The 26068-nt window shown below is 47.5% G+C and carries 19 protein-coding genes and 2 pseudogenes; 8 read left to right on the forward strand and 13 right to left on the reverse strand.

Annotated elements, in window-relative coordinates; all coding sequences use genetic code 11:
- Positions 1 to 7: 7 nt before the first annotated feature.
- A complete protein-coding gene (locus AC1RJL_RS00455) occupies positions 8 to 649 on the reverse strand; it encodes a TetR/AcrR family transcriptional regulator (protein WP_492910771.1) in 642 nt (213 codons plus the stop codon).
- A gap of 319 nt (positions 650 to 968) precedes the next feature.
- On the opposite strand from AC1RJL_RS00455, the gene AC1RJL_RS00460 reads away from it, so the two are divergent.
- The 4 genes and pseudogenes from AC1RJL_RS00460 (at position 969) to trxC (ending at position 7560) form a co-directional block, all read left to right on the forward strand.
- The gene (locus AC1RJL_RS00460; protein ID WP_492910772.1) at positions 969 to 2147 is read left to right on the forward strand and encodes an efflux RND transporter periplasmic adaptor subunit; all 1179 of its coding nucleotides are present in this window, start codon (positions 969 to 971) and stop codon (positions 2145 to 2147) included.
- A 110-nt stretch (positions 2148 to 2257) separates the two neighbouring features.
- Positions 2258 to 5392 (forward strand): annotated as a pseudogene (locus AC1RJL_RS00465) (efflux RND transporter permease subunit); the annotation flags it as partial.
- A 107-nt stretch (positions 5393 to 5499) separates the two neighbouring features.
- Positions 5500 to 6951, forward strand: a complete 1452-nt coding sequence (locus AC1RJL_RS00470; RefSeq protein WP_492910773.1) for an efflux transporter outer membrane subunit — start codon at positions 5500 to 5502, stop codon at positions 6949 to 6951.
- Between the two features lie 168 nt (positions 6952 to 7119).
- A complete protein-coding gene (gene trxC, locus AC1RJL_RS00475; protein WP_492910774.1) occupies positions 7120 to 7560 on the forward strand; it encodes a thioredoxin TrxC in 441 nt (146 codons plus the stop codon).
- A gap of 80 nt (positions 7561 to 7640) precedes the next feature.
- Here the strand turns inward: trxC and AC1RJL_RS00480 are convergent, their stop codons facing one another.
- Positions 7641 to 8279 carry a Crp/Fnr family transcriptional regulator gene (locus tag AC1RJL_RS00480; RefSeq protein ID WP_492910775.1) on the reverse strand — a complete coding sequence of 213 codons (639 nt, stop codon included), beginning with the start codon at positions 8277 to 8279 and terminating at the stop codon, positions 7641 to 7643.
- A gap of 262 nt (positions 8280 to 8541) precedes the next feature.
- Here AC1RJL_RS00480 and AC1RJL_RS00485 point away from each other — a divergent pair, with 262 nt between their 5' ends.
- From AC1RJL_RS00485 to AC1RJL_RS00500, 4 genes are all read left to right on the forward strand, one after another.
- Entirely contained in the window at positions 8542 to 10752 is a 2211-nt protein-coding gene (locus AC1RJL_RS00485; protein ID WP_492910776.1) for a tetratricopeptide repeat protein, read from the forward strand.
- A 32-nt stretch (positions 10753 to 10784) separates the two neighbouring features.
- Positions 10785 to 11222, forward strand: coding sequence for a hypothetical protein (locus tag AC1RJL_RS00490; RefSeq protein ID WP_492910777.1), 438 nt, complete (start codon positions 10785 to 10787; stop codon positions 11220 to 11222).
- Positions 11223 to 12029: 807 nt separating this feature from the next.
- Positions 12030 to 12206 (forward strand): hypothetical protein, encoded by a 177-nt coding sequence (locus AC1RJL_RS00495; RefSeq protein ID WP_492910778.1) that lies wholly within the window; start codon positions 12030 to 12032, stop codon positions 12204 to 12206.
- Positions 12207 to 12284: 78 nt separating this feature from the next.
- Entirely contained in the window at positions 12285 to 12908 is a 624-nt protein-coding gene (locus tag AC1RJL_RS00500; protein ID WP_492910779.1) for a nucleotidyltransferase family protein, read from the forward strand.
- Positions 12909 to 12975: 67 nt separating this feature from the next.
- Here the strand turns inward: AC1RJL_RS00500 and AC1RJL_RS00505 are convergent, their stop codons facing one another.
- The 11 genes and pseudogenes from AC1RJL_RS00505 to queG all read right to left on the reverse strand — a co-directional run bounded on the left by AC1RJL_RS00505 (position 12976) and on the right by queG (position 26020).
- Positions 12976 to 13248: an SGNH/GDSL hydrolase family protein gene (locus AC1RJL_RS00505; protein ID WP_492910780.1), complete on the reverse strand. Its 273-nt coding sequence runs from the start codon at positions 13246 to 13248 to the stop codon at positions 12976 to 12978.
- 138 nt (positions 13249 to 13386) lie between these two features.
- Positions 13387 to 14250 (reverse strand): sugar phosphate isomerase/epimerase family protein, encoded by an 864-nt coding sequence (locus tag AC1RJL_RS00510; RefSeq protein ID WP_492910781.1) that lies wholly within the window; start codon positions 14248 to 14250, stop codon positions 13387 to 13389.
- A gap of 76 nt (positions 14251 to 14326) precedes the next feature.
- Positions 14327 to 16060: a GMC oxidoreductase gene (locus AC1RJL_RS00515; RefSeq protein WP_492910782.1), complete on the reverse strand. Its 1734-nt coding sequence runs from the start codon at positions 16058 to 16060 to the stop codon at positions 14327 to 14329.
- A gap of 73 nt (positions 16061 to 16133) precedes the next feature.
- Entirely contained in the window at positions 16134 to 16742 is a 609-nt protein-coding gene (locus AC1RJL_RS00520; protein ID WP_492910783.1) for a gluconate 2-dehydrogenase subunit 3 family protein, read from the reverse strand.
- 295 nt (positions 16743 to 17037) lie between these two features.
- Positions 17038 to 17787 carry an alpha/beta fold hydrolase gene (locus tag AC1RJL_RS00525; protein ID WP_492910784.1) on the reverse strand — a complete coding sequence of 250 codons (750 nt, stop codon included), beginning with the start codon at positions 17785 to 17787 and terminating at the stop codon, positions 17038 to 17040.
- Between the two features lie 16 nt (positions 17788 to 17803).
- Entirely contained in the window at positions 17804 to 18880 is a 1077-nt protein-coding gene (locus tag AC1RJL_RS00530) for a DUF2817 domain-containing protein (protein ID WP_492910785.1), read from the reverse strand.
- 87 nt (positions 18881 to 18967) lie between these two features.
- Positions 18968 to 22357, reverse strand: coding sequence for a ligand-binding sensor domain-containing diguanylate cyclase (locus AC1RJL_RS00535; RefSeq protein WP_492910786.1), 3390 nt, complete (start codon positions 22355 to 22357; stop codon positions 18968 to 18970).
- A gap of 136 nt (positions 22358 to 22493) precedes the next feature.
- On the reverse strand, positions 22494 to 22709 hold the full coding sequence (locus AC1RJL_RS00540; RefSeq protein WP_492910787.1) for a DUF4287 domain-containing protein: 216 nt from the start codon (positions 22707 to 22709) through the stop codon (positions 22494 to 22496).
- Positions 22710 to 22815: 106 nt separating this feature from the next.
- Positions 22816 to 22986, reverse strand: a pseudogene (locus AC1RJL_RS00545) (VOC family protein); the annotation flags it as partial.
- Between the two features lie 215 nt (positions 22987 to 23201).
- Positions 23202 to 24656: a decarboxylating NADP(+)-dependent phosphogluconate dehydrogenase gene (gene gnd, locus AC1RJL_RS00550; RefSeq protein WP_492910788.1), complete on the reverse strand. Its 1455-nt coding sequence runs from the start codon at positions 24654 to 24656 to the stop codon at positions 23202 to 23204.
- 245 nt (positions 24657 to 24901) lie between these two features.
- Positions 24902 to 26020 (reverse strand): tRNA epoxyqueuosine(34) reductase QueG, encoded by a 1119-nt coding sequence (gene queG / locus AC1RJL_RS00555; protein WP_492910789.1) that lies wholly within the window; start codon positions 26018 to 26020, stop codon positions 24902 to 24904.
- Positions 26021 to 26068: the final 48 nt, after the last annotated feature.

The raw sequence follows: 26068 nt of genomic DNA on the forward strand, positions 1-26068 counted from the left end.
TAAACAACTATGCGTTTTCGTTGCACGGCCAGGTTGGTTTTGCGGTATACCAAAATTCCGGTTTCAAACCGAGAATGCGATAAATCCCTTCCGGTAAATCTTGTTTAATGTTGCTGATATTGCGTGTCACGCGCGCATGGATGATCGCACCCTGAACATATTGTTGCATTAAACGCGCAAGTTGCTCCGGATCTTTTGCTTCGAATAGATAATTATCATTGAGCAGGCTGCGCACCAGCGCCTGATTGTATTTTGCGCCGCGTTCAGTCATCAGCTGCAAGGTGTCGGTAATGCGATTTTCGCCACAGCCGGATTGCATCCCGGCGGTAAAAAATGCGCAGCCGGGTACGTTGTCTTTGTCCTCGCCCACTTTGTTGATGTAAATAAATTGCAGCCAATTTTCCAATTGTTCGAGCGGACTATTAATCGGTGAAAAAATACAATCCAGTTCCTGGCGAATCTCTTCCCAGTAATGGCTGGTGGCTTCGCAGAACAGTTGCGCCTTTGATTCGAAGTGGTGATAGAAGCTCCCTTTAGTGACGCCCGCTTGTTTGCAGATTTCATTAACACCCACGGAATTGTAATTGCTGTTCCAGATCAGGTTCAGCGCGGTTTCCAATAGTACTGTGCGGGTGTCGGTGGCGTTCATTACTCGGGTTCTCGTACAAAGGTTGGGGTTATTATGATACCGGCCGGTATGTTTTTCAATCTGCCATTTGCCGACCTGTACCGGGTATAGGCATAAGACTCCTCTCGTTACAAAAAAATCCCTGATACCAAACCCGTTGATTTTATTGATATTTATAGAGCGCATTACGCACTTGGCTTTACGCTTGTGAAAGCGGTAGAGAAAATGTTGTTGACCTACATACCGACCGGTATGTATGATTTCTGCAAATGCCGATTTAGACCCCTCCAAGGAGTTTCAAATAGTCATTTATTTGCTAACGAATTTCAGGAGACCTCCCATGAATAGCGTGAATACTCCAGCTTTTTCCCGCCGTGCTTACCACTACACTGCCGTCGCCATACTTGCAGGTATAGTAGGTTTTTATTACGTAACCAGTGTTGATGCCGCAACGCCAACTGCCGTACCGCCTGCCCCGGCGGTAGATGTGGTGGTATTGGAGCCTCAGGCGATACGTACCTGGGCCAGTTTTTCCGGCCGTTTGGCGCCGGTTGAAAGCGCCGCAATCAGGCCGCTGGTGAGCGGCACCATCCAGCAAGTGTTGTTTACTGAAGGCCAGCAAGTGAAAAAAGGCCAGCCACTGTTCGTAATTGATCCTCGCCCACACCAGGCATCGGTGCAGCGTGCCCAAGCGCAGTTGGCAACGGCACAGTCCCGCGCCAAGCTCGCGCAGGATGAATGGACCCGCGCGCAACAACTGATCGAAGCAAAGCTGGTTTCGCAAAGTATTTATGACTCTGCCCTGAGCGCTCATCAGGTAGCACAAGCGGATGTAAAACAAGCGGAAGCAGCATTGAGCCAGGCAAAGCTTGATCTTGAGTATGCACACATCAGTGCGCCGATTAGTGGTCGTGTTGGCCGTGCAGAGCTGACCACTGGCAACGTGGTGGAAGCGGGCGCGAATGCACCGCTGCTTACCCAAATCCTCGCTAACGACAAACTCTACGCTGAATTTAATGTAGATGAAGCCACTTACATCGAATTTGTGCGCAACACCAAAAACACTCAGGAGATGCCGGTTGAATTAGCGCTCGCCAGCGATAGCAGCGTCACTTACAGTGGCCACATTTCAGCATTTGATAACCGCTTGGACACCAACAGCGGCACTATCCGTGCCCGCGCCATTTTTGATAACAAAGACGGTGCGCTCACGGCGGGAATGTTTGCCAATGTGCGTTTGGGTTCGGCGGAAAAAATTCAGGCGCTGTTAGTTCCCGAGCGTGCAATCGGTACCAACCAAAGCAAAAAGTTTGTGTTAATAGTTGATGAAAAAAATACTGCGACCTATCACGAAATTACTCTGGGTGATCATTACCAGGGGCAGCGGGTGATAGTAGCGGGTGTCAATGCCGGCGATAAAGTTATCGTCAATGGTTTGTCTCATGTGCGACCGAACAGCGTCGTTAATCCCAGTGTGACTCAGGTAGACGCCGCAGCAACTGTTGCTTCCAATCCTTAATCGCATCACCGTTTAATCCCATAGTTTTTGTGTGACGAGCTGCACTGGTGCCAGGCGCCAGCGCTCTCCAAACACGCCTTTAACAAGGCCCATTTGCAGGCAGGTTCATCATGAACATATCCAAATTTTTTGTGGATCGTCCCATTTTTGCCGGCGTAATTTCGCTGCTGATTTTTATCGCCGGTTTGCTCGCTATGTTTCAATTGCCCATCTCGGAATACCCGGATGTGTCGCCACCCTCGGTGGTTGTTAATGCATCCTATCCCGGTGCTAACCCGAAAGTGATTGCAGAAACTGTTGCTACTCCGTTGGAGGAGCAATTGGCGGGCACCGAAAATATGTTGTACATGTTTTCACAAGCGACCACGGATGGTCGTTTGACATTAACCGTCACTTTTAAAATCGGTACCGATGTTGACCTCGCACAGCAGATGGTACAAAACCGTGTATCGCAAGCGTTGCCACGCTTGCCTGATGTAACCCGTCAGCGCGGTGTTACCGTAGTAAAAAGCTCGCCCGACTTAACCATGGTGGTGCATTTAATTTCGCCGGATAAAAGTTACGACGAACTTTATCTGCGTAACTATGCCTTGATGAATATTAAAGACGAGCTCGCCAAAGTTGCCGGTGTAGGCCAGGTGCGTTTGTTTGGTTCAGGCGATTACGCCATGCGTATCTGGTTAAATCCGGAAAAAATTGCCGAGAAAAACCTCACCGCTAATGATGTCGCCAATGCAATCCGCGAACAAAACGTGCAGGTTGCTGCCGGCATGATCGGCGGTGCGCCAGTAACCGATTTGGTTGATGTGCAATTACCCATTAATGCCAAAGGCCGTTTGGACAATCCGGAAGAGTTTGGTGAAATTATTATTCGCGCCGGCAGCGCCGGTGAAATTACCCGTTTAAAAGATGTTGCGCGCGTGGAGATGGGACCATCGGAATTCAGTTTGAATGCAATGCTGGATAGCCGTCCGGCAGTAGCTATTCCAATTTTCCAATCACCCGGTGCTAACGCAATCCAGATTTCCGATGCAGTGCGCTCCACTATGGCGGAATTGGAAAAACGTTTCCCCCAAGGCGTTGGATATGAAGTGGTTTACGACCCGACTATTTTTGTAAAAAGTTCGATTAAAGCGGTAATCAAAACCCTGCTGGAAGCGCTGGCATTGGTTGTGGTTGTGGTGATCCTGTTTTTACAAACCTGGCGTGCATCGATTATCCCGTTGCTCGCAGTACCTGTATCAATTGTTGGTACCTTCTCATTAATGTGGGTATTCGGTTTCTCGATTAATACCTTGTCATTATTTGGTTTGGTATTGGCAATCGGCATCGTAGTGGACGATGCCATCGTGGTAGTGGAAAACGTTGAACGGAATATTGAAGAAGGCCTGACGCCGCTAGCAGCAACTTACAAAGCGATGCAAGAAGTCAGCGGGCCGATTATTGCAATTTCATTAACCCTGATTGCCGTGTTTGTGCCTATCGCATTTGTGAGTGGCTTGACCGGCCAGTTCTATCAACAGTTTGCATTGACCATTGCGATTTCCACAGTGATTTCTGCAATCAACTCGCTGACATTAAGTCCGGCATTGGCAGCACTGTTATTGAAAAGCCACGATGCCCCGAAAGACCGTTTAACGCGCATTATGGATAAAGTGTTCGGTCGCTTTTTCGGCTGGTTTAACCGCAGTTTTAATCGTGCCTCCGGTAACTATTCTACCAGGGTGGGTAAATTGCTCGGTCGTAAAACGCTGGCAATTGGCGTGTATGCTTTGCTGCTTGGTATCACCGCAGTGGGTTTCAATATCATTCCAAAAGGTTTTGTACCCGCGCAGGATAAGCAGTACTTGATTGCGTTTGCACAATTGCCCGATGGTGCAACATTGTCGCGCACCGAACAAGTGATCCGTGAAATGGGTGAAATTGGTTTGGCAGAAGCCGGTGTAGAAAATGCTGTGCAATTTCCTGGTTTGAGTATTAACGGTTTCACCAACAGTTCCAGCGCAGGTATAGTTTTTTTAACTTTGAAACCATTCGATGAGCGCAAAGGTAAAGCGCTTTCTGCTGCGGCGATTTCACAAAAGTTGCAAATGAAATTTGCCGGCGTTGAAGAAGCGTTTATTGCAGTATTCCCACCACCGCCTGTGCGCGGCTTGGGAACCACCGGTGGATTTAAATTGCAGATCGAAGATCGCGCTGGTTTGGGTTACGAGAAATTGGCTGAAGTCGTTGCACAAGTACAACAGAAAGCCATGCAGCGCACTGAATTGGCCAGTGTATTTTCCAACTACAAAATCAATGTGCCGCAATTGTATGCCGATGTGGATCGCACTAAAGCCAAACAACTTGGCCTGAATGTGAAAGAAATTTTTGACACTATGCAAATCTATTTAGGCTCGCTCTACGTCAATGATTTCAATCAGTTTGGCCGTACTTATCAAGTTATTGCGCAGGCTGATGCGGAATACCGCAACACGCCAGCAGATGCGCTGAATTTAAAAGTGCGTAACTTGCAAGGCGATATGGTGCCCTTGGGTTCGGTATTGACCATGAAGGAAAGTTACGGCCCGGAAAGCGCAGCGCACTACAACGGTTATTTGGCGGCGGATATCAATGGTAATGCTGCACCCGGATATTCAAGTGGCCAAGCGCAGGATGCAATTGATGAAATCCTGAACGAAGTATTGCCCGCTGGCATTGTGTACGAGTGGACCGATTTGACTTATCAGGAAGTGCTTGCCGGTAATACTGCTGTGTATATTTTGCCGCTGTGTTTATTGCTGGTGTTTTTAGTGCTCGCAGCGCAATACGAAAGTTTGGCTTTACCCTTGGTGGTGGTGTCTATAGTTCCGCTGTCGATTTTGTCTGCTCTCTTTGGTGTATGGATTACCAACGGCGACAACAATATTTTTACGCAGATCAGTTTATTTGTGCTCGCCGGCCTCGCCAGTAAAAACGCGATTTTGATTGTGGAGTTTGCGCGGGAATTGGAGCAGCGCGGCATGGCAACGTATGAAGCGGCGATTACTGCGAGCCGTATGCGTTTGCGTCCGATCTTGATGACATCTTTTGCATTCATCATGGGTGTAGTGCCAATGGTGTTCTCAACCGGTGCCGGTGCGGAAATGCGCAGCGTAATGGGTATTGCGGTATTTGCAGGGATGTTGGGCGTAACTTTCTTTGGCTTGTTCTTCACACCTATGTTCTATGTTTTGTTGCGCAAACTGGAAGGCAAGCGCAGCTATAAAGTAGAGGGTAAAGAATCTTACGAATCATCAACTAATTCCTCTGTGGCGGATCATGGTTCTGTAAAAACTCATGGTTCAGCGGCAGATACCAGGGGGTTATCAGTATGAAAACTTCATCGATCTTAGTGAAAGGTTTTGCACTGGCGTTATTGCCGCTAGTAATCAGTGCCTGTAGCGGTTTTAAATCGGTTGAACATTCGCGTGCACTTGTGAATGTGCCAACTGCCCCTGTGGCATTCCAATTGCCGCAGGGGGCGAATGCGGAACAACCGGTGGCGGCTTGGTGGTCGCAATTAAATGATGAACAGTTGAACCAATTAATTGCGGATTCATTGCAGCAAAACCACTCAATCCTGATTGCACAGGCCTCGCTTGCCGAATCGCGCGCACTGTTGCGCAACAGCAAGCTGGATCGTTATCCCACTGTTGAGGCGGGGGTAAGTGGCATACGGCAAAAACAAAGCATCGCTACTGCAGGCCCGGTTGAATCGCGCATTAGCGAAACCTATCAAGCCGGTTTTGATGCGAGTTGGGAATTGGATATTTTCGGGCGCGTGCGTAACGGTGTCAAATTATCCAAGGCGCAGCTCGCTGCACGTGAAGCAGATTTGCAAGCTGTACAAGTGAGTATCTCCGCCGAAGTGGCGAGTGCCTATATAGGTTTACGCGGCAACCAGTATCTGTTGGATGTAGCGTTGCGCAATGTGCTTAACCAGCAGGAGACATTGCAGCTCACCCAGCGTTTTGAAGAGGTAGGGCGCGGTGATCAATTGGATGTAGCGCGCGCGGAGTCGCAACTTGAATTAACCCGCTCAACCATTCCCGCTTTGCATGCACAAGTGAATATCGCGCTGAATAGAATCGGTGTGTTGACCGGTAAACCAACTGACGAATTAAAAACGGCGCTGACCCAAATAAAATCACTACCGGAAATTCCCGCTTCATTTGCGGTGGGTAATCCTGCCGATTTATTAAAGCGTCGCCCGGATGTTCGCCGCGCTGAGCAAGCGCTTGCCGGTGCGGTTGCGGAATACAATATCCGTGTTGCAGATTTATACCCCAGTGTCACTTTTATGGGTGGCTTGGGATATTTATCAACGGATTGGACCCGTCTCGGCAATAGCGATACCGATACCTTTTCGTTCTCACCACGCATTCAATGGGCTGCATTTAACCTCGGTCGAGTCGATGCACAAATCGACGCTGCCGATGCGCGTACCAAGGCAAGAGTTGCCGAGTTTGAACAACAAGTATTGGTAGCGTTAGAGGAAACTGATAACGCGCTGCAAAATTTCGCGCGCGAGGAAGAGCGTCGTACCGATCTGCAACGTGCATTGCACGCCAGCAATCAGGCCGCCGATATCGCACGTAAAAAATTTGAAGTGGGCAGCAGTGATTTTTTAACCGTGCTGGATGCACAGCGTTCGCAATTAACCGTCAGCGCGCAGTTGGCACAAAGCGATATGCAGGTGCTGCTCAATTTGATTGCAGTGTATAAATCCCTTGGTGGTGGTTGGGAGCTGGCTAATCAATCAGCGATAGCATCTAATCGGTAGTTTATCGAAAGCCCTATTGTGAAATCATAGTTGCACTTTTGCCCGCGGCTGCTCCCCTTTGCAAACGCGGGCTTTTTTATTACCTTGTATCTGGACTTTTGCCGCTTGAAATTGTTAAGTGTGCACCAAGATTAAAATTCATCTATTGATCAATAAACGGAAATTACTATGAGTGCCACCCAAATCAACTGCCCCCATTGTTTTGCCACCAATCGCTTACCCAGTGAACGATTAACGGATAAGCCCAATTGTGGCAAATGCAAGCAACCACTTTTTACCGGCATACCATTGGAGTTAACGGCAGCCAATGTCGCGGGCACGCTGGAGAAAAATGATATTCCGGTATTGGTGGACTGCTGGGCGTCCTGGTGTGGGCCATGCCAAAGTTTTGCGCCGGTATTTGAACAGCTTACTGTGGAATCTGAACCTTACATCCGCTTCGCCAAACTCAATACGGAAAATGAACAGTCTGTTGCCCAAAGCTGGGGAATTCGCAGTATTCCTACCTTGATTTTGTTTAAGGGTGGAAAAGAAGTGCGGCGGGAATCAGGTGCCATGTCAATCCAGCAATTGAAACAGTGGTTGGTGCAATCCAAAGTGTTTGATTAAGAACTGTGATTTGTTACTGAAGTTTTTATTAAATCGGTAGGCTGAAAAAGACAGATGTATATCTGTCTTTTTAGCGGGATTTACCAATAGCGCGGCAGCGGCTTTTTAATTTCGATGTAACCCGGGCACTGTTCGATATATTCGCCAATCAGTAGTTGCTTCATGATCCGGCTTACCATCTCGCGCGATGATCCCACCATATTGGCAATGTCCTGATGTGTTACTTTTGGGTTGTGGATACGCTTGTTTTCGTCGCTCAATTTTTCCAATGCTGCGCTAACGCGACCGTATACATCCAGCAGCGCCATATCTTTTACGCTCTCGGTAAGATCGCGTACGCGGCGGGTAACTTCCGTTAGCAATAGCATCGCAAATTCCGGATGCTTTTGAATTAAATCCTGCACGCTGGCGCGTGAGACTAAAATAATGTCGCACTCGGTTATGGTCATCACTGAAGCGGAGCGCGGTTTGCCATCAATCAGTGACAGCTCGCCAAAATATTCCCCTTCATGCATGTAATTCAGATTTACCTGGCGGCCATCCTCATTGTTCAAAAACGCACTCACCGTACCTTTGCGAATAATGTACATGTAGGTGGACTCGTCACCCTCGGTCACCAGCACGGTATTCTTGGGATATTTGCGTACAACGCTGAGTTTTTCCAATTCTGCAAGAAAATGAGGCGGTACATCGGCAAACAAGCTGACGTTACTAAGCATGGTATTAGCTTCTTGGGAAAGTGGATGGGCTGGGGCAATCATAACGCCTTGGGTTTATGCCATGCCAATTTTGGCGTCGTAATCTTCAAAAACTTGCGAATTGGCTCACGTTAATAAATCTCTCCGGGCGAGTAGTTGTTATTGTCACCGAAACGCACAATAATCCCGCCTTATTCCGCCCGAACTCTCGTGGCAAGGATCATAATTTTCCTGTCCAATCCCTTTACCATCAAGCGCTATCGCACGGAGAGCTGACTGCAACATGGTCGCCGATTCTATTGAGCATTGTGAACAGACATTGATGTTCACGGACATTGTTGGCTACTCGCGCCTGATGGGGCGCAATGAGTCGCTGGCAGTGGAAATGCTGGGCGATTATCGGCGAATTCTTTTGTCCCACATCGAGCAGCAGGGCGGCCAATTAGTCGAATTTGTGGGCGATGCTATTTTCGCGCGCTTCAATACAGCGCCTTCGGCAGTAGCTGCAGCAATCGCAATCCAGCAACATTTGCTCGCCTTTAACGAAGCGCGCGATAAAAAACTTCCGCGGTTACAAACTCGCATCGGCTTGCATAAAGGCGAAGTTATGCTCCGCGATGGTGCAGTATTTGGCGATAGTGTTAATATCGCCGCGCGCCTTGAACCGCTCGCCGTTGCCGATGGGATTTGTATTTCGCAAACCGTATACGATGAAATCCGCCTCACACTTTCATCGCCGGCAAAACGTTTGGGGTTGCAGTCACTTAAAAATATCCAGCAGAAAATTCGTGTTTATTTAATCAAACCGATCGGTATCGGCTGGCGCGATCACCTGCATTATTTTTTACGCGGCCTCAATAAAAATATAATCGCTTATCGCTACCCATTAACGGCTTGTTTGTTCGCTTTAATTGCCGCAGGCATTTATTTTATCCCGCGCTGGCTGGTTCCAGGCTATGCCGCTAATTATGTAGAAATCGCCGATTTTAAAAATCTAATGAATGAAAAAGGTGATGCCGATTATTTCTCTGCCGGTATCACCGAAGCGGTTCGCTCACAGTTGGCAGATATGCGCGACGTCTATATCGTCGATGCCAAAGAAGGTATCCACGCCCCGATAAGGCTGGAAGGTAGCGTCCAAAAACTCGGTGATAACCTACGTATCGCCTACCGATTATTCCGCCGTAAAGATAACGTGCAAATCGCCGGTGGAAAACTGGATGGAACCTATCAGGATATTTTTATTTTGCAGGATCGGTTGGTGGGGGAGATTGCGCGTTATCTTTCCGATGAATTTGATTTGCAGAACTTCAGGCCGGCGCCGTTAAGGCTGACTAACGATATTACGGCTTATGATTACTACTTAAAAGGATTGGCATTTCTTGATGAACAATCTTCTCACGAGAATGTAGATGAGGCTATTAAATACTTTCATACAGCTTTAGTTCATGATCCAAATTTTGCGTTAGCAAATACAGGGTTATGTGAATCGTATTGGAAAAAGTATGAGATAGTAAATTCTGGAGCATTACTAAATGAGGCTGAAAAATTTTGCCTTTCTTCTCTTTTGCAAGACAAAAAAATATCGAGAACTTATATGGCAATTGGTGCCATTTATAGAGATTCAGGTCGGTATTTGAAGGCAATTGAATATTTAGAAAAAGGCCAAGCAATTGATAGGTATGATGCTTCCATAGCTGTGACTTTGGCTGCGGTCTACGATTTGATGGGCAATCAACAATATGCTGAAAAAATATATTTAGAAGCAATTTCGATGGAGCCTAAAAATTGGAAGGTTTACAGTGGCTATGGTTATTTTTTGACTCGCAATGGTCGGCATGATGAAGCAATTGAAAATTATGAAAGGGTAATCAATATAACACCTGAGAATATTCACGCATTGAATAATATGGCTATAAATTATTCTTATAAAAATGAGTTTAGTAAAGCTGCAAAAATGTTTGAACTGGCTGCAACCATAGAGCCAAATAGTTATGTATATATTAACGCTGGTAATATGTATTATTCATCCGGTGGAATTGAGCTGGCGGCAGAGTTCTACGAAAAGGCATTGATGTTACAACCTTCGAATTATCAATTCATGCTATATCTTGCAGATGCGTATAAGTTTATTCCGAGTAAGAAAAATAGAGCGGAGGAATATATTAAAAACGCCATAGCTACGGCTAAGCAGGAACTTAAAATAAATAAAAATATAGCGAAAGCATATCAGTGTCTTGCAAGGGGATACGCTTATTTTGGTGATCTCAAATTGGCTGGCGATATGATGGTTGAAGCTGATAAATTGGATGCTGCAAGCGCAGAATCTTTTTATTCTCACTTGAGAATTGCTGTTCTAAGTAATGATCAAGATAAGATAAAGTATTATGCGAAGAGTTTGCTTAAAACGGAGTATTCTATTAAATTGTTGCTCGCAGATCCTGATTTTTATGTCTTAAAGGAAGATAGATTTAAAGACTTGTTTGTTGATTAACTTTGTGTTTAACATTTAACTGGGAGTGTGAAATGAAGTATTTAAAATTGGTTTTCGCTATTGCTTTATTTGGGGTGATGAGTGGATGCTCTGCAGGAAGCAAGACAGAACAACTTCCCACTAGCTATGCCCTAAAAGGCACTAACACTGCTGTTGTCGGTATTGCTGTGGATAAAGAAGGTATCCCTTTGGAAACTGTTAAGGAAATTGTTTTGCTTCCTGGACAGAAAGTAATTTTCGCCGGTCCTGACACATTTACTATTACTTTTAAAGATAAAAAGGCTCCTAATAGGAAGATAACTTATCAATCTGAAAAGGGTGTCGTGACAGTGGTAATTCCAAAAGGAATTCTTGAAAATCCTGAATTTGTTGAAGAGTTCCGTAAAAATAAATTTGTGAAATTTAACTATGCAATCATTGTTAACGGTCGCGAGCTTGATCCTCCAATGATTATTAAGCGAGACAATTGATAATATAGTTATTTAAGGCCAGCACAATTGCTGGTCTTTTTTATTTATTTATACTTACACGTTATACTTCGGTTCTTTTGTATATGAATATTCACACCTGTCCACTTAAAACCTCACATTCCTTCATATAAACCTCCCGTAACTTACATTCTGTAGCAATCAGAAAGCAGAAAACCACAGCTTTTGTTTATTACAAAGGCAAATTAATCTGCGATGATTCACTAAATGAATTTATATAAAGGAAGTAGACCCTGCGTTTAAACCGTGTGTAAAAAGGAGTTGCGAGAATGATCGTCTAATCGCTTATTGACTAAGCGTTAATCTTTTCTTTTCGCTATTGCAAAGAATAGGATGGCTATTGATGATACCCGCTCAATTGTTATATCAGCGAGACACAAGTTGTGATCGGGATGGTGTGAAGATAAGTTGAAGTTATAACTGCAATATCTGCTCAACTCAATATGAAACGTATTGTTAGGCTGAAATTATAACCGGGTGATATCCAGGGAGCATTTTCCATCTAATTATCGTGGATCTGGCGCCTCAAGTTGCCTTCAGTACTAAAAACTAAAATTTTTATAAGATTTTATATGTAAAGATTGGAAACACTTTTCCATAAAAACTGTAGAAATTTAGGTTATTTGTCATCTAGCTGTTTAGTTTTGTTAAATACACTTTCCTTAACAGAAGATGAATGGGATTATCGGACTACTCGGCTTTGTCCTTATTTACATAGCGATAACACCAATGATAAGGATGCATGCTCCATAGCCAATCATTCCCATCATTTGCTCGCCAGTTGGTTGAATGAGTATTGGGGATGGTGATCAACACACGCGATTGGATTTATCGCAAATATTAATTTTCGGCAGTGGTGTCGATGTAATTCCACTCTGCCATCTGGCACTAGTACCTGGCTGGCGATTGACACCGGCTGATCAGTGGTTGAATGCAGGCAAGCGTGCCAAAGTGCGGTACCCCTAAGTGAAATGATGATGCAATCATTCGTGTCAACCGGAGCCGACACGGTGAATTTTTCTATGAACATGAGGCTGAATAATAATGGCTGACAAAATAATAATTGATTGCCTGGTATTGGCGGCGGGTAGTGCGAGCCGTTTTGGCGGCTGTAAACAATTGGCGGATTGGCAGGGACAACCGCTGCTCGCTAACAGTATTGCCAGTGCGCGTGCACTCGACCCGGCGCGCATTTTTGTTATTGGCGGGGCATTTTATTCCCAGCTATTACAGGCGCTGCCGACGCTGGATGCCAAACCCCAAAAACGCACTGAGCGATCAGTTGAATTGCTGGAATTTCCCGCATGGAATTTAGGCGTAGGGAATTCCCTTGCCTTTGGCGTGAAGCATTTGCAGAACGGGAATCCGGTATTGGTATTGTTGGGTGATCAACCGCTGATCAGTGCGCAGGATTTGCGTAACCTCTATCGCGCCTGGTGTAAAAACCCGGAAAAAATTGCCTGCGCCAGCTTTGCGAATACGTTAGGTGTGCCCGCGATTTTTCCTGCGCAGTTTAAAGCGCGCTTGTACGAGTGCCGCGGCGATATCGGTGCAAAAAATTTATTGCAGCGTTACAAAGATCAAGTTGTTCCAGTTGCGATGCCATCGGCGGAATTTGATGTTGATACTCCAGCTGATCTTTCTACCTATCTAAAAAAAATTATTTAACTATTTGTCAGTCGACAAAATTTCCACAAAGGATTAACACGTGCGGGGCATTGGCATAATTATAACACTACCAGATTCTTTTGGTTTTTAAGTGCCGGGTGAGCAACTCTGCGATAAGTTTGTCATCTTTTACGGATGGATGCCAATGGCAGCCCTGATAATCCAATCCGCTGAAAATAATAGAATCCACTTTTTTCAGGCCATATACTTTTAATTGTTCCATTACCTTGGCTATCTGATTGGCAATTTCACCTTCCATTCGGTCTGATGCCATAAGAATGGGTGCATTGCCATCGACAATTAATTGGAAAATATTTTGGCTATCGTCAAACTTCAGCATAAGGGAATCACCCTTGAATGTAGTTACGATTGTAGTTATAGATCGTTGAAATAATTGCGCGGTGTAATCCAATCCATGAATATCGTCTGCCCGACATGAAAAACGCCGCAGGTGCGGCGTTTTCACAGCTGCAAAAAATTATTTCATATCGGCAATAACTTTTTGCAGGCCTTTCAGTGATGCTTCAACACTTTGCATCGGCGTCAAACCTTCCGGATAAACTTCTTGCTCAACTACAAACCAGAGTGTGCCACCGACAGTTTTATTTGCGGTGATCAGTGCTGTCCAGTCAGTGGTGTCTTGGCCAAGAATAGCGTTTTCTTTATTGCCCGGTTCCGGAGCGGCTGCTTTGTAATGGGTGGTAATAGTGCGGCCCGGATAGGCTTTGATGAAATCAATCGGGTCTTTACCGGCAACTTCAGTCCAGCCCACATCTTGCTGCAAAATTACACCATGCGATGTGCCGGTACCGATAACATCCCAAGGCGTCTTACCTTTGTCGCCGAGCATCTCCGGCTTGTGGTTGTGATAACCGGTGTGCATACCATGCGGTGCTAATTTTTTCTGTATTGCTTCAAGATCAGCGGCAACTGCTTTGGCGCCTTCAGGCGTAAATGCGCGCTCATCCATGGGGATAATTAAATATTTGCAATCGATAGCTTTGTAGAATGCAACGGTTGCATCAAAATTTTCCGGTGATAATTTATCGAAGTGAACATGTGCACCTGATGCTTTCAAACCGGTCTTGTCTAAAAATGCTTTCAGGCCTTTTGGGTCATTAGCATAAGCACCGAAGTTACCGGCGAACTCAACGCCCTGGAAACCCATGGCTTTCAGCTTTTTCAAAGTGCCTTCAAAATCTTTGGCAACGTCATCCTTGATTGACCAAAGTTGCACGCTCAATTGCGGTGAGGTTGGTGTTACGTCTGCTGCAAATGCCGATAGGCTGGCGCTGGTAATCGCTGCCATGGTCAACGCCTTTATTGTTTTTGACAGAGTCATAGTGTGATCCTTTTGTTAATTGTTCGTGTTAGTTGTTTGTAATAGTGCATAGTAGTAATTGCGTCTTGTGGTTTTTTTATATTTTACCGAGCTTTAATTGCTGTACTGCATAATCAGCGGCGCGCGCAGTGAGCGCCATGTAAGTCAGCGATGGGTTTTGCGATGCACTGGAGGCCATGCAGGAGCCGTCGGTGACAAACAGGTTTGGCACATCGTGTGCTTGGTTCCAGCCGTTGAGGACTGAGGTTTTTGGATCGTTACCCATACGTGCTGTACCCATTTCATGAATCGATAAGCCGGGGAACCAATCGCGTTTTGCGCGAATATCTTTTTTGACATCTTTAAGGCCAATACCTTCCAGCATTTCTGCTGCGGTATCGGCGATATCTTCCATCATTTTCCAATCGTTGTCGCCAAAGCTGCATTCGATGTGTAATTGCGGTATGCCCCATTTGTCTTTCAGGGTAGGGTGCAATGAAATCTGGTTTTCGTAGCGCGGCAACATTTCACCTGAACCGCTCAAATTAAAATTCCAGCTGCCTGCACTGCGAATGGCAGCTTTGTAATCGGCACCGAAACCGTCGTCTTCGCTGAACGAATCCCAGCCTTGACGTGATGCCCCACCCATAAAAAAGTAACCGCGCAGGAAGTTCGGATTCTTTTCTGAATAATTGCGGAAGCGTGGCATTACCAAACCAATCGGGCGACGGCCGGAGTAATAATCTTCTTCAAAACCTTCTACACGGCCAGTCGCACCGGCGCCGTATAAGTGATCCATTAAATAATGGCCTAGCACACCTGATGAGTTGGCGATACCGTTTGGAAAGCTTTCGCTTTTCGAGTTGAGCATAATCTGCGTGGTGCCGATGGTGGATGCGCACAGGAAAATAACTTTGGCGAAATATTCGCGCGTTTCCATGGTTTCTGCATCGATCACCCGCACGCCGGTGGCGCGATTGGTTTTGGGATCGTAAATCACGCTGTGCACGATACTGTTGGTCGCAATTGTCAAATTGTTAGTCGCCAGTGCCGCAGGCAGGGTTGAGCTCTGGGTAGAAAAATAAGCACCGAATGAACAACCTTTCTGGCATTCATTGCGCGCCTGGCATTGCACACGCCCCTGTGCCAAATGGTGCGGTGCAGGAACTGATAAATGTGCGGTGCGGCCGATAATTAATTTGCGCGTTTGCCATTTCTTTTCAATGCGCGCTTTCATTTCTTTCTCAACCGGATTCATTTCAAAGGCCGGCAAAAATTTGCTGTCCGGCAAAATTTCCAGGTTTTCGGTTGAGCCGCTAATACCCGCGTGAACTTCTACGTGGTCGTACCACTTTTCAATATCTTTGGTGCGGATCGGCCAATCGACACCCTGGCCATCCAATGCGTTTGCATTAAAGTCGTGTTCACTCCAGCGATAAGATTGGCGATGCCAGAGCAGGGATTTGCCACCGAGTTGATTGCCGCGAATCCAATCGAAGGGTTTATCTTTAGGGGTGCTGTAGGGATAGTCTTTGTCGTTACCGAAAAAATGTTTGGTTGCATCGTTAAATGCATAGCATTTTTTCTGTACGTAATGTTGTTCTTCGACTACCGATTTTTCAATCTGGCCGCGGAACGGCATCTGCCAGGCTTTTACACCTTCGCCGATATAATCTTTGCGGTGCTCTACAGGGCGACCGCGCTCGACCATCAATGTTTTTAAACCTTTTTCAGTAAGTTCTTTGGCAGCCCAACCACCCGAAATACCAGAGCCTACGACGATTGCATCAAAAATTTCAGTACTTTTGACGATGTAAATATTTTTATCCATGGAGATGACTTCGCAAAAAAATTAAGGATCAAAACAAGTGAATAAAACCGGAGCGCAAAAACGCGATCAGCTTTTAATAAGGCAGTGCCCAGGCTTTGCCAACTTGTTTGAATTTGAAATTGCCTTTGTATCCGCCCGGAATGGCGAGATAGGCCAGCTCTTGGGTCGCGCCGATTTCCGACGTGTAGTAGCCAAAAGTGACCAGGGCTTTCAATTGTTTAAAGAATGTGCGGTCGTCTGCAGTAAAGCCGTCGGTGGCTTTTTCCATGTTGGTCAACAGTGCAATCTGTTGCTGTTTGCTTGTGCTTAAAAAAGGTTTGCTAAAGCGGGTTTTGGCGGAGTCATCAATACGTTTCAAGCCTGCAATCAACCCTTGTTGTTCCGCAGCGCTCGCGCAATAGATGAGGTAGTGATTGATAAAGTCGTGCACGCCAGCAGCGATTGCGCCAGGTGTGTCAGTTGTCGGGATAATAATGTCGCCCAATTCGCGTAACAGTGCTAATTGATCGGTGTTCAGCAGCGTTTTTTTGCTGCGGGCTAAATCAGTTGGTTGACTAAACGTAGCCGCCAGTGCCGAAAGTGAATTGGCGGAAAGTACAAGTCCACAGGCAATAGCAAGTTGTTTAATGGCATCGCGGCGAGAAATGCCAGCAGCACCATCCGGTAGAGCGGGAAGGGTCATGTAAGCCTCGTGCTTATTCTCGTGTTTTGGTATTCAGAGCGGCCTTGACGGTTGTTCACCCGTTCTCTCCTGAGCGGGTGCATACCTCTCCCTGACGGGAAATTGCATTGAAGTCTAGTTCTTGATCCCGTTAAGAGGGGTCAATATTTGTAAATATGTAACCGGTTTCTCGGTGTTTTTACGGGCCTTATACGAAGGCTTGACGGTGTTAGACAGGATGGTAAGTTGGCGGGCTGATCAACCACTGGTAAAGGGCATAATGCGTGAGAGCAGTTGTGATGTATGTTGCCTGGATTTAAGGACGACACCAACGGGATATGATATCTGCCAGCCATTGGGGATCATCCATCGGCAGGTCGTGGCCGGCGCTGGGGTGATGGATTATCGACCAATTAAATTGTTGGGCGATAGCATTGCTTGCGCGCACAGAAACCATACGGTCGTGCTCGCTGGCGATTATCAATCCCGCCACCTTGCATAGTGGCTGCGGGTGGAAACTCGCTGCCGCACGCAGCATAGCCAAGATCGTTTTGCGGGTAACAGGGCGCTGTTGCTGGATGTTCAACCACTGGTTGATATGGTGTTCATAATCATCGCGATTGTTGCTGACGAGGGTGAGGACGGCGGCTTCGCGTTCGCGGCTGCTGGCTAATAACGCATGGATCATGCGCGGCCATGCGGCGGGGCGCAAACGCCACCAAAAGGGTTGGTTGCCGGCACTGGAATTTACCAACACCAGCCCGCGCAATTCGTGCGGAAAGCGTTGCGCCCAATCCAGTGCGACCATGCCGCCCATTGAAATTCCCAGAACATACATTGCTTCGCCAGGCTCGGTGATTTTTGTTGCATCGATTTCGCTACGCGCATGGTCAGTCATGGCGGCGACTGTGGAGAGTGCTTCCTGATTGACGTATTTTCCGCAGCCGGGAAAATCCACCAGATGCAATTGGCAATCATCGCCCAATGCTTGTTGCAATATCGCGGGAAAGGCCAGCCAGTGTGCCGCTTCGCGGGCCAAGCCGCGCAATAAAATAAAATGCTTCATGAGAACCCCATATGTCTTAAAACCATAGGCTCTTTGCGGTTTGGTTGAATATCGCTGTTTGCTTTTCATCTGGCAACCAATTTTGGTGATTGAGTGTTGCAGCCACAATAAAATCCAGCAGCAAAATATGGCGACGCAGCACCCGGGTGTGGCGGTGCTGGATCTGTGGATTAAATAATCCGGCCATATTAAATAATTGCCGCGGGCTTTTTTTCACCCACAACCATGAACCCATTTCCAATGTCAGCGGCAAAAAATGCAATTGGTTTTGCGCGCGCGATTGGTAGTAAAAATAATCCCATAAGTCGCCGTGCGATAAATAATGGATCGATTGCGGTTCAAATAAATAAGTGTGATTGGGATAAGTGCGTTCCCACAGCATTTTCAATGCAACATATTGTGCAATATTGCCAATCGCTTTTTTACGGTAGGCGTGGGGAAACCAAAGGCGATCCTGTAAACCCAGTCCCGAATGCAAATCGAGCACGGCGGCAAAAGGTCGATTAAAGATTTGTCGCCGCAGCACCTGCTCCAGTGCAATATTTTCCGCCTCCATCTGCCCGCGTTTGCGCCCGCGATACCAAGGTAAAAATGGTCCCAAACGATGACCGCCGCCGAGCAGTGGTACCGGTCCTTCGGCATCAATCGGTGCATTGCGATTTAAATCCACGCCGTTGCCATTGGCGCGCTGATTTAGATACATGCCAACCGGATTCAAAATCGGCATCAACACGATTTGGATATGGGAAAACAGTTGCTGCAAATGTGCATCCCAATTTAATCGCTCCAATAACGTCTGCAACCAGGCAATCAGCACTTGGCTGCCAATGCGTTCAATCCCGTGCATGCCGCCGGTAAGCAGGAGGGTGGGAGAATTTGCTTTGCTGTTGCCAAGCGTCAGTGAATAAAGCGGGAATTCATGCGCCTCATGGTTCAGGGTGATTTCGGTGCGCGCATGAAGGTGTTGCGGGTATTGGCGAATCAACCGTTCAAGTTCCAGCAGTTCGGGAATTTTTTGTTTGAGGTCGCGGTGCAATTCTGTCGGGCGTAGACTGGACAGATCCGGTGGAGTAACAACTTCATGATGGGTCATAACGATGCCGCAGTAATGCCGGGATCACCCAGCATAGCGGCTTTTTGTTACAAAAATTTTGACAGTTTTGTGACAGGTATTAGCACCCTAATCCCACACCAGTTGATCATTTGCAGCGGCAATAACACCGAGTTCATGATTTTCAATCATCGCGATAAGGTTGCTACCGATCCGCTGATGGAGCAGATCGACGCTGGTATTGGCATTTGCGACCAAACCCACACAGCGGTTGCGACCGGATTTTTTGGCGGCGTAAAGTGCGCGGTCAGCAATATCGATTACGTGTTCCCAGGACAACGCCATGGGCTGTTCGCGCAGGAAAGGGAAGCTGGCAAAACCCATGGAGCAGGTTTTTTTCAGGACGCTGCCATCCGGTAGGGCAAAATTATGCTGCGCTATACTGTTGCGAATTCGCTCTGCCATCAGTGGTGCTTCATCGCGGTCGGCAAAGCGGCTGACAATTAAAAATTCTTCGCCGCCCCAGCGCACGACGCAATCCGATTCACGGCAGATTTTGGTCAATAACTCCGACAATTGTATAAGCAATTGATCACCGGCAGTGTGGCCATAAAGATCATTGACTGATTTGAAAAAATCCACATCCAGGATAAAAAAGGTGAGGTCACACGCGGTTTTTCTCTGGGGTCGATTGGGTGTGGGGGGAATATATTCGCGCTGGACTTTAGCAATATCCATAGGAATTAATTTTTGTAAGTAACGGCGATTATTTAAGCCGGTCAGCGGATCGGACAAACTGATCGCTTCCAACTGCGCATAGGCACTTTCCAGCTCCACATTTTTATTTTGCAATTCGGCAGTGCGCTCGGTGACCTTATGTTCAAGCTCGCGGCTGATGTTGCGTGCAGCAACCACTTTTTGATGTTGGTTGCGCATAAATAATAACAACAAGCCGATAAAGGTAGCCGCGTAAATTGTATAAGCCCACCAGGTTTTCCACGGCGGTGGCAATACCACCAGTTGGATGCTGTGACCTTGCTCGTTCCAAATGCCGTCGTTGTTGCTGGCCTTTACGCGGAATTGGTATTTCCCGGCGGGCAAGTTGGTGTAGAGAGCAGTGCGTTGATTGCCCACTTCGCGCCACTGGTCATCAAATCCATCGAGCTTATAGGCATAAGAATTTTTTTCCGGGTCGCGATAATTCAGTGCTGCAAAACTGAACGAGATCATCGATTGGGTGTAATCCAGAGTGATGGCTTGGGTCTGGTTTATCGCGCGCGATAAAATTTTGTCTTGCCCGTTCACGGCGACTTTCCGGGTAAAGAGGCGGAAGTCGGTAAGTGCGATGGTGGGAGCGGTATCGTTGCGATGACTTTCGAGTCGGTCCACATCAAAAAAGTAAAGTCCGTTGCGCGTGCCAAATGCCACCGCGCCCGAGCGCGTTGCCAGCGCTGCGCCGGTTGCAATACCGCCGATCAATTCGCCGTTAAAACGTGTGTAATTTTTTACCGCGAGTGTAGCGGGATTAAAGCGCACAATACCGTTATTGGTGCCCAGCCATAAATTGCCGTAGCGATCTTCGATAATCGCGCGAATTCCCTGATCGGCAAAACCATGGCGCGCATCGTAAAGGGTAAAGTCATCAGTTTCGGGGTGATACAAATGCAAACCCATATCGGTGCCGAACCACACGCGGCCTTTGCTATCTTCGCGGATCGACAGGACTGAACCGTTGGCGAGGCTGCGTGGATTTTTGCTGTCGGGGAGATAGTGCTTGAATGTTTCTTTTTCGCGGTCCATCAAGTTGAGCCCATAGGCTGTGCCAACCCAGAAACGCCCTTTGGAATCCTCGTAAGACACCCAGGCTACGGCACTGGAAAGACTTGCGGGATTATTTTCATCGTGAGGATAAAAGTGATAAAGGCCGGTTTTCCGGTCGTATTTGGTCAGGCCATTAAAATGGGTGCTGATCCACAGGTTTTTAGCGCGGTCTTCAGCGATATTCCACACCATTAAATCATTAAATTTATCACCCGTTTGTTCACCGCGCTTGCTTTGGTCCGGATCGATGGGAATGGTGTCGAAACGGTCGGTGGCCGGGTTGTATTTCTGGATCGCTGCACCCCATGTGCCGAATAACAAGCTACCTTCTGAATCAATCATGCCATTGATGATGGCGGTAGTAGCGACGCGGGAGTCGTCCCCGGTGGTGGGGCGGTAGTGGGTAAAGGCGTTAGTGTTGATATCGAAGCGGGAAATACCGCCCGCGCCAATCCAGAAATTGCCGTTCCTATCTTCCACAATGGCTTCAACGTTATTATCCATCGGCCCGTTGTCGGTCTCAGCAGATTTTTGGTAAACCTTGATTGCAGTACTTGAGCGGTCATAGATATGAACACCTGAAGGATAGGTGCCGACCCACAAGTCACCTATTCGATCTTCATAAATACGGCGAATGGTATTGCTGGCCAAGCGGCCTGCGCCGGCATCGCCGCGATCGAAGCGAATCCAGCGGTCACTACCCTCGTTGTACAGGCTCACACCACCGCCATCGCTGCCCGTCCATACCCAGCCGTTGCGGTCGACATAAATCTGGCGGGAGAAATTATTGCCCAGGCTATCAGTGGCTTTGGGATCGTATTGATAATGGGTAAAACGGTTGGTATGGCGGTCGAACCGATAAATACCATTATCACTGCCTGCCCACACCCTGCCGTTGTGATCTACCGCAATCGTTCGGATACTGTTCTCAAACGTAGATTTTGGATTGGCAGGATTGGGAATATGGAGAGCGATATTGTGTGTGACCAGATCCAATTGCGCTAAACCGGTTTCCAGACCGAGCCAAATACTGCTGTCCTTATCGACCACTATGTCGCTGATCAGATTGCTGGGCAGGGATCTGTTTTGCTGGTTCAGTAACTTCAGCTTGCCTGTAGTTGGATTCAATATGCCGAAACCATTCGCCGAGCCTATTAAGATGTCACCCGCAGGACTTTCGGCCAGTGCATTGATTGCCCCGCCGGTCGGAGTTATGTCATCCAATAATTTTACCGGCACGAGGATCTCGTGGTCGCGATCATAGCGATACAAACCCGAGCGTGTCGCTGCCCACAGGTTTTGTTGTTTATCTTCCAATAATTCCAATACCTGATTAACTGCTTCGGTCTGGCTCAGATCCTTCGGGTCTTTGGCGGCAGGAATCGGCAGAAACTCATAACCATCGTAACGCAGCAGCGCATTGCGTCCACCCAACCACATAAAACCCTGGTAGTCCTGCAAAATCGCTTCGACTTCACCGAGGGCAATATCCTGATTCTGCATGATGTTACGGAAGTGGATTTTTTTCGGATAGATTTCTTGTGTGATTGCGTTTTCGTTAGTGGAAAGTGTGTCCGCAGCGACAACTGAACTGACTATGCAAACTGACAAAAACAGGATTAGCGCGCAGATACGCCGCCGCTTTTTTATCGGTAGTGCCTGTATTTCGCAGACGAAATTGACTATAGGCTTTGCCAAGCATAGCTTCATTATTACGGTGACAGTAGTAGTGGGTAATGGATAATTATTGGTTTAGTAAAACTTATTATGTATAGCACTAATAAACCGATTCGCATGGGAAAGCGAAATATCCCTTACCCTATTTGCTGTCTGGCTACAGTTTTTCCTGATCCCGAAAATAAGCAACCAGCGCACTGGCATGTCCATGCCCAAGTTCATGTTCCTGCTTCAGCCAATTAACCATCTCCATGTGTTTCAATTGTTTTTGCGCGGAAAGCAATTTGAACCAGTGTTCGATTGGGTGACCATATTTAGTTTCGATGGACGGGAAGTAGGACGCAGGACCTTTTGCTTTTTCAGTGCTGGGCATTGGAGTCTCCTTAAATGTGACGATATTTATTAAGCTGCCGAATTGCAGGTTTCGTTATTAGTCGGTTGAGCCAAAGATAATTCGACAGCCAGGTTAAATTTTTTGATCAAAACCACACTAATCCTTTGTAAGGATTTTCCTTTAATGACGCCAAGCGGCTTTGTAAATTTCCGCAATGAAGCTCCAATTTGTGCCCATCAGGATCGAGAAAATATAATGACTCACCTTCGCTGGTATTTTGCTTCCACTCTTTTACCTTTGCAGAGCGCAACCGTGCGGCGATCATATGGAAGTAGGTTGGGCAGCCATGCCCAACAAATGGTCAAAGCCATTTTTTCAGCAAGCGTAGGTTGGCGGTGAGGAACGAACCCCAACATGACCATGTCCGCAACCTTCAATACCAAGAGGCGTGCGCTGTTAATTTTCTATGCAACAAAAAAGCCGAATCATTTGTGATTCGGCTTTTTTATTTCTCACCTTCCGTTTAAAAACTTAAACGTTGTAAGTACTTGATGCTGTATTCCCGCCGCGACCGGTCCAGTTGGTGTGGAAGAATTCACCGCGTGGTTTGTCGATACGCTCGTAGGTGTGCGCGCCGAAATAATCGCGCTGTGCTTGCAGCAGGTTTGCTGGCAAGCGGGCAGTGCGATAGCCGTCAAAATAAGTCAGTGCTGAGGTGATGGTTGGAGCGGGAATGCCGTTCACAATCGCCGCAGCGGCAACACGACGCCAGCCAGCTTGCGCTGCATCAACGGTTTTAGCGAAGTAATCATCCAGCAACAAGTTTTTCAATTCAGGATTCTTGTCGAATGCTTCTTTGATGTTGCCGAGGAATGATGAGCGAATGATACAGCCGCCGCGCCACATCAATGCGATGCCGCCGTAGTTCAAGTGCCAGCCGTATTCTTTCGCCGCTTCTCGCATCAACAAATAACCTTGTGCGTAAGAAATAATTTTTGAAGCGAATACCGCGTTGCGCAGGTCATCGATAAAGGCTTTTTTGTCGCCAGTGAAATTCACTGCTGGACCTTTGATGACTTTTGCTGCTTCAACACGCTCCGCTTTTTGTGATGACAAGCAGCGTGCGAATACCGCTTCAGAAATCAGGGTGAGAGGTACGCCCAGATCCAGTGCGATTACACCAGTCCATTTGCCGGTACCTTTTTGGCCGGCGGTGTCGAGGATTTTTTCAACCAGTGGTTCGCCATCGGTATCTTTGTAGGCGAGGATATCGCGGGTGATTTCGATCAGGTAAGAATCGAGTTCGCCCTTGTTCCAATCGGCAAATACGGCGTGCATTTCGTCAGCAGTCAGGCCGATCACTTCTTTCAGCAGTTGGTAAGCTTCGCAAATTAATTGCATATCGCCGTATTCGATACCGTTGTGAACCATCTTCACAAAGTGACCCGCGCCGTTCTCGCCAACCCAATCACAGCATGGGCTGCCGTCATCTACTTTGGCAGAGATGTCCTGGAAAATATCTTTCACAAATGGCCAGGCTTCCGGGGAACCGCCGGGCATGATGGATGGGCCAGTCAATGCACCTTCTTCACCACCGGAAACGCCGGTGCCGATGAAATGCAGACCTTTGCTCGCTAAATAAGCGGTGCGACGATCGGTATCGGGGAAGTGGGTGTTGCCGCCGTCGATAATGATATCGCCAGCTTCCAGGTGCGGTATAAGCTGTTCGATGAAATCGTCTACCGGTTTACCGGCTTTTACCATCAGCATAATTTTGCGTGGTTTGGCGAGTGACTGCACCAGTTCTTCAATTGAGCGAGCGCCGCGAATAGTTTTACCTTGGGCGCGGCCCGCGATAAAGCTGTCTACTTTTTCTACGGAGCGGTTGTAAGCGGTAACTGTATAGCCTTTGCTGGCCATGTTCAGGATGAGGTTTTCGCCCATCACGGCCAAGCCAACCAAGCCTATATCGGAAAGTGGTTTCATAGTAGTAATAGCCTATCGTTGTGGTTGATGTCCTGATTCGCAGGAACAATTCAACAGGACAGTTCCGGTCGCTAATGTCACCCGAATGCTGGCCTGAAAACTCCAGGGAGCAGTGATTGACCGATTCTATGTAACGGCGCTGCTCTATTGGCTGCGCTCTTGAAGGGGTGCGTATTATTCCTGTTTGTGGCGCAAAAAAACAGACGAGACGAGAAAACTTCTCGCTATTTTAATGATTGTTTTACTCAATGTGAGATGCGCACTTGTTGGATCTTGCGCTTGCGGCGGCGATTGGGCTGGGCTTGTTGGGCTAGCGCCCAGTCGATATGTTCATTTACCAGCGTCGAGCTTGTTGCCTTTTTTGCGGTTAGTGATGCAATGATTTGCTCATCATTAGGTGCATTGCCCAAGCCCACCGCCAAATTCCTCAGCCATCCTTCATAGCCGATCCGGCGGATTGCCGAGCCCTCGGTACGGGTTAAGAACTCTTCTTCGGTCCAGTTAAAGAGCGATATCAAGTCGCTGTCGGCCAAACCGTGGCGTGGTAAAAAATCGCTCTCGTTGGTGAATCGGGCGTATTTATTCCAAGGGCAAATGGCTTGGCAGTCATCGCAGCCAAACACGCGATTGCCCATGGGTTCGCGGAATTCTTCAGGGATGCTGCCTTTATTTTCGATGGTCAGGTAAGAGATGCAGCGGCGCGCGTCCAGTTCATAAGGACGGGGGAAGGCATCGGTGGGACAGACTTTTAAGCAGGCGGTGCATTCGCCGCATTGATTGGGTTGCTCGGGTTGATCAACCGGTAACGGGACGAAGGTAAAAATCTCGCCGAGGAAAAACCAACTGCCCGCTTCGCTGTTTATGATCAGCGTATGTTTTCCCGTCCAGCCCAAACCTGCCTTTTCGGCAAGCGGGCGCTCCATTACCGGTGCGCTATCCACAAACGCGCGGTTCTGGCCTTTGAATGGATAATCCTCCGGTAGCGCATCGTCGATTTTTTGTGCGAGCAGGCTCAGGCGTTTGCGGATCAGCTTGTGATAATCGCGCCCCAGCGCATAGCGGGAAATATAGGCTTTGGTCGGGTCTTTGAGGATTTTGATTTGTTGAGTGTCACCTGGAAGATAATTCATACGCACCGATATCACCCGCACCGTGCCGGGCAGCAATTCCGCCGGGCGCGAGCGTTTGTTGCCGTGGGTGGCGAGCCATTCCATGCTGCCGTGATAACCCTTCGCCAGCCATTCTTTGAGGCGGATTTCCGCATCGCCCAGTTCAATATCGGTAATACCCAGTTGCTGAAAACCCAGTTCGCGGCCCCAGCGTTTGATATCGCTGGCAAGTTGGTGCAGGTCGAGCTGGGTCATAGGCTATCAATGGCGGACGGATGAGGGTGTTATTTTGCCTGAAATTGA

This window comes from Cellvibrio sp. GW822-FHT04B05, assembly GCF_058800985.1.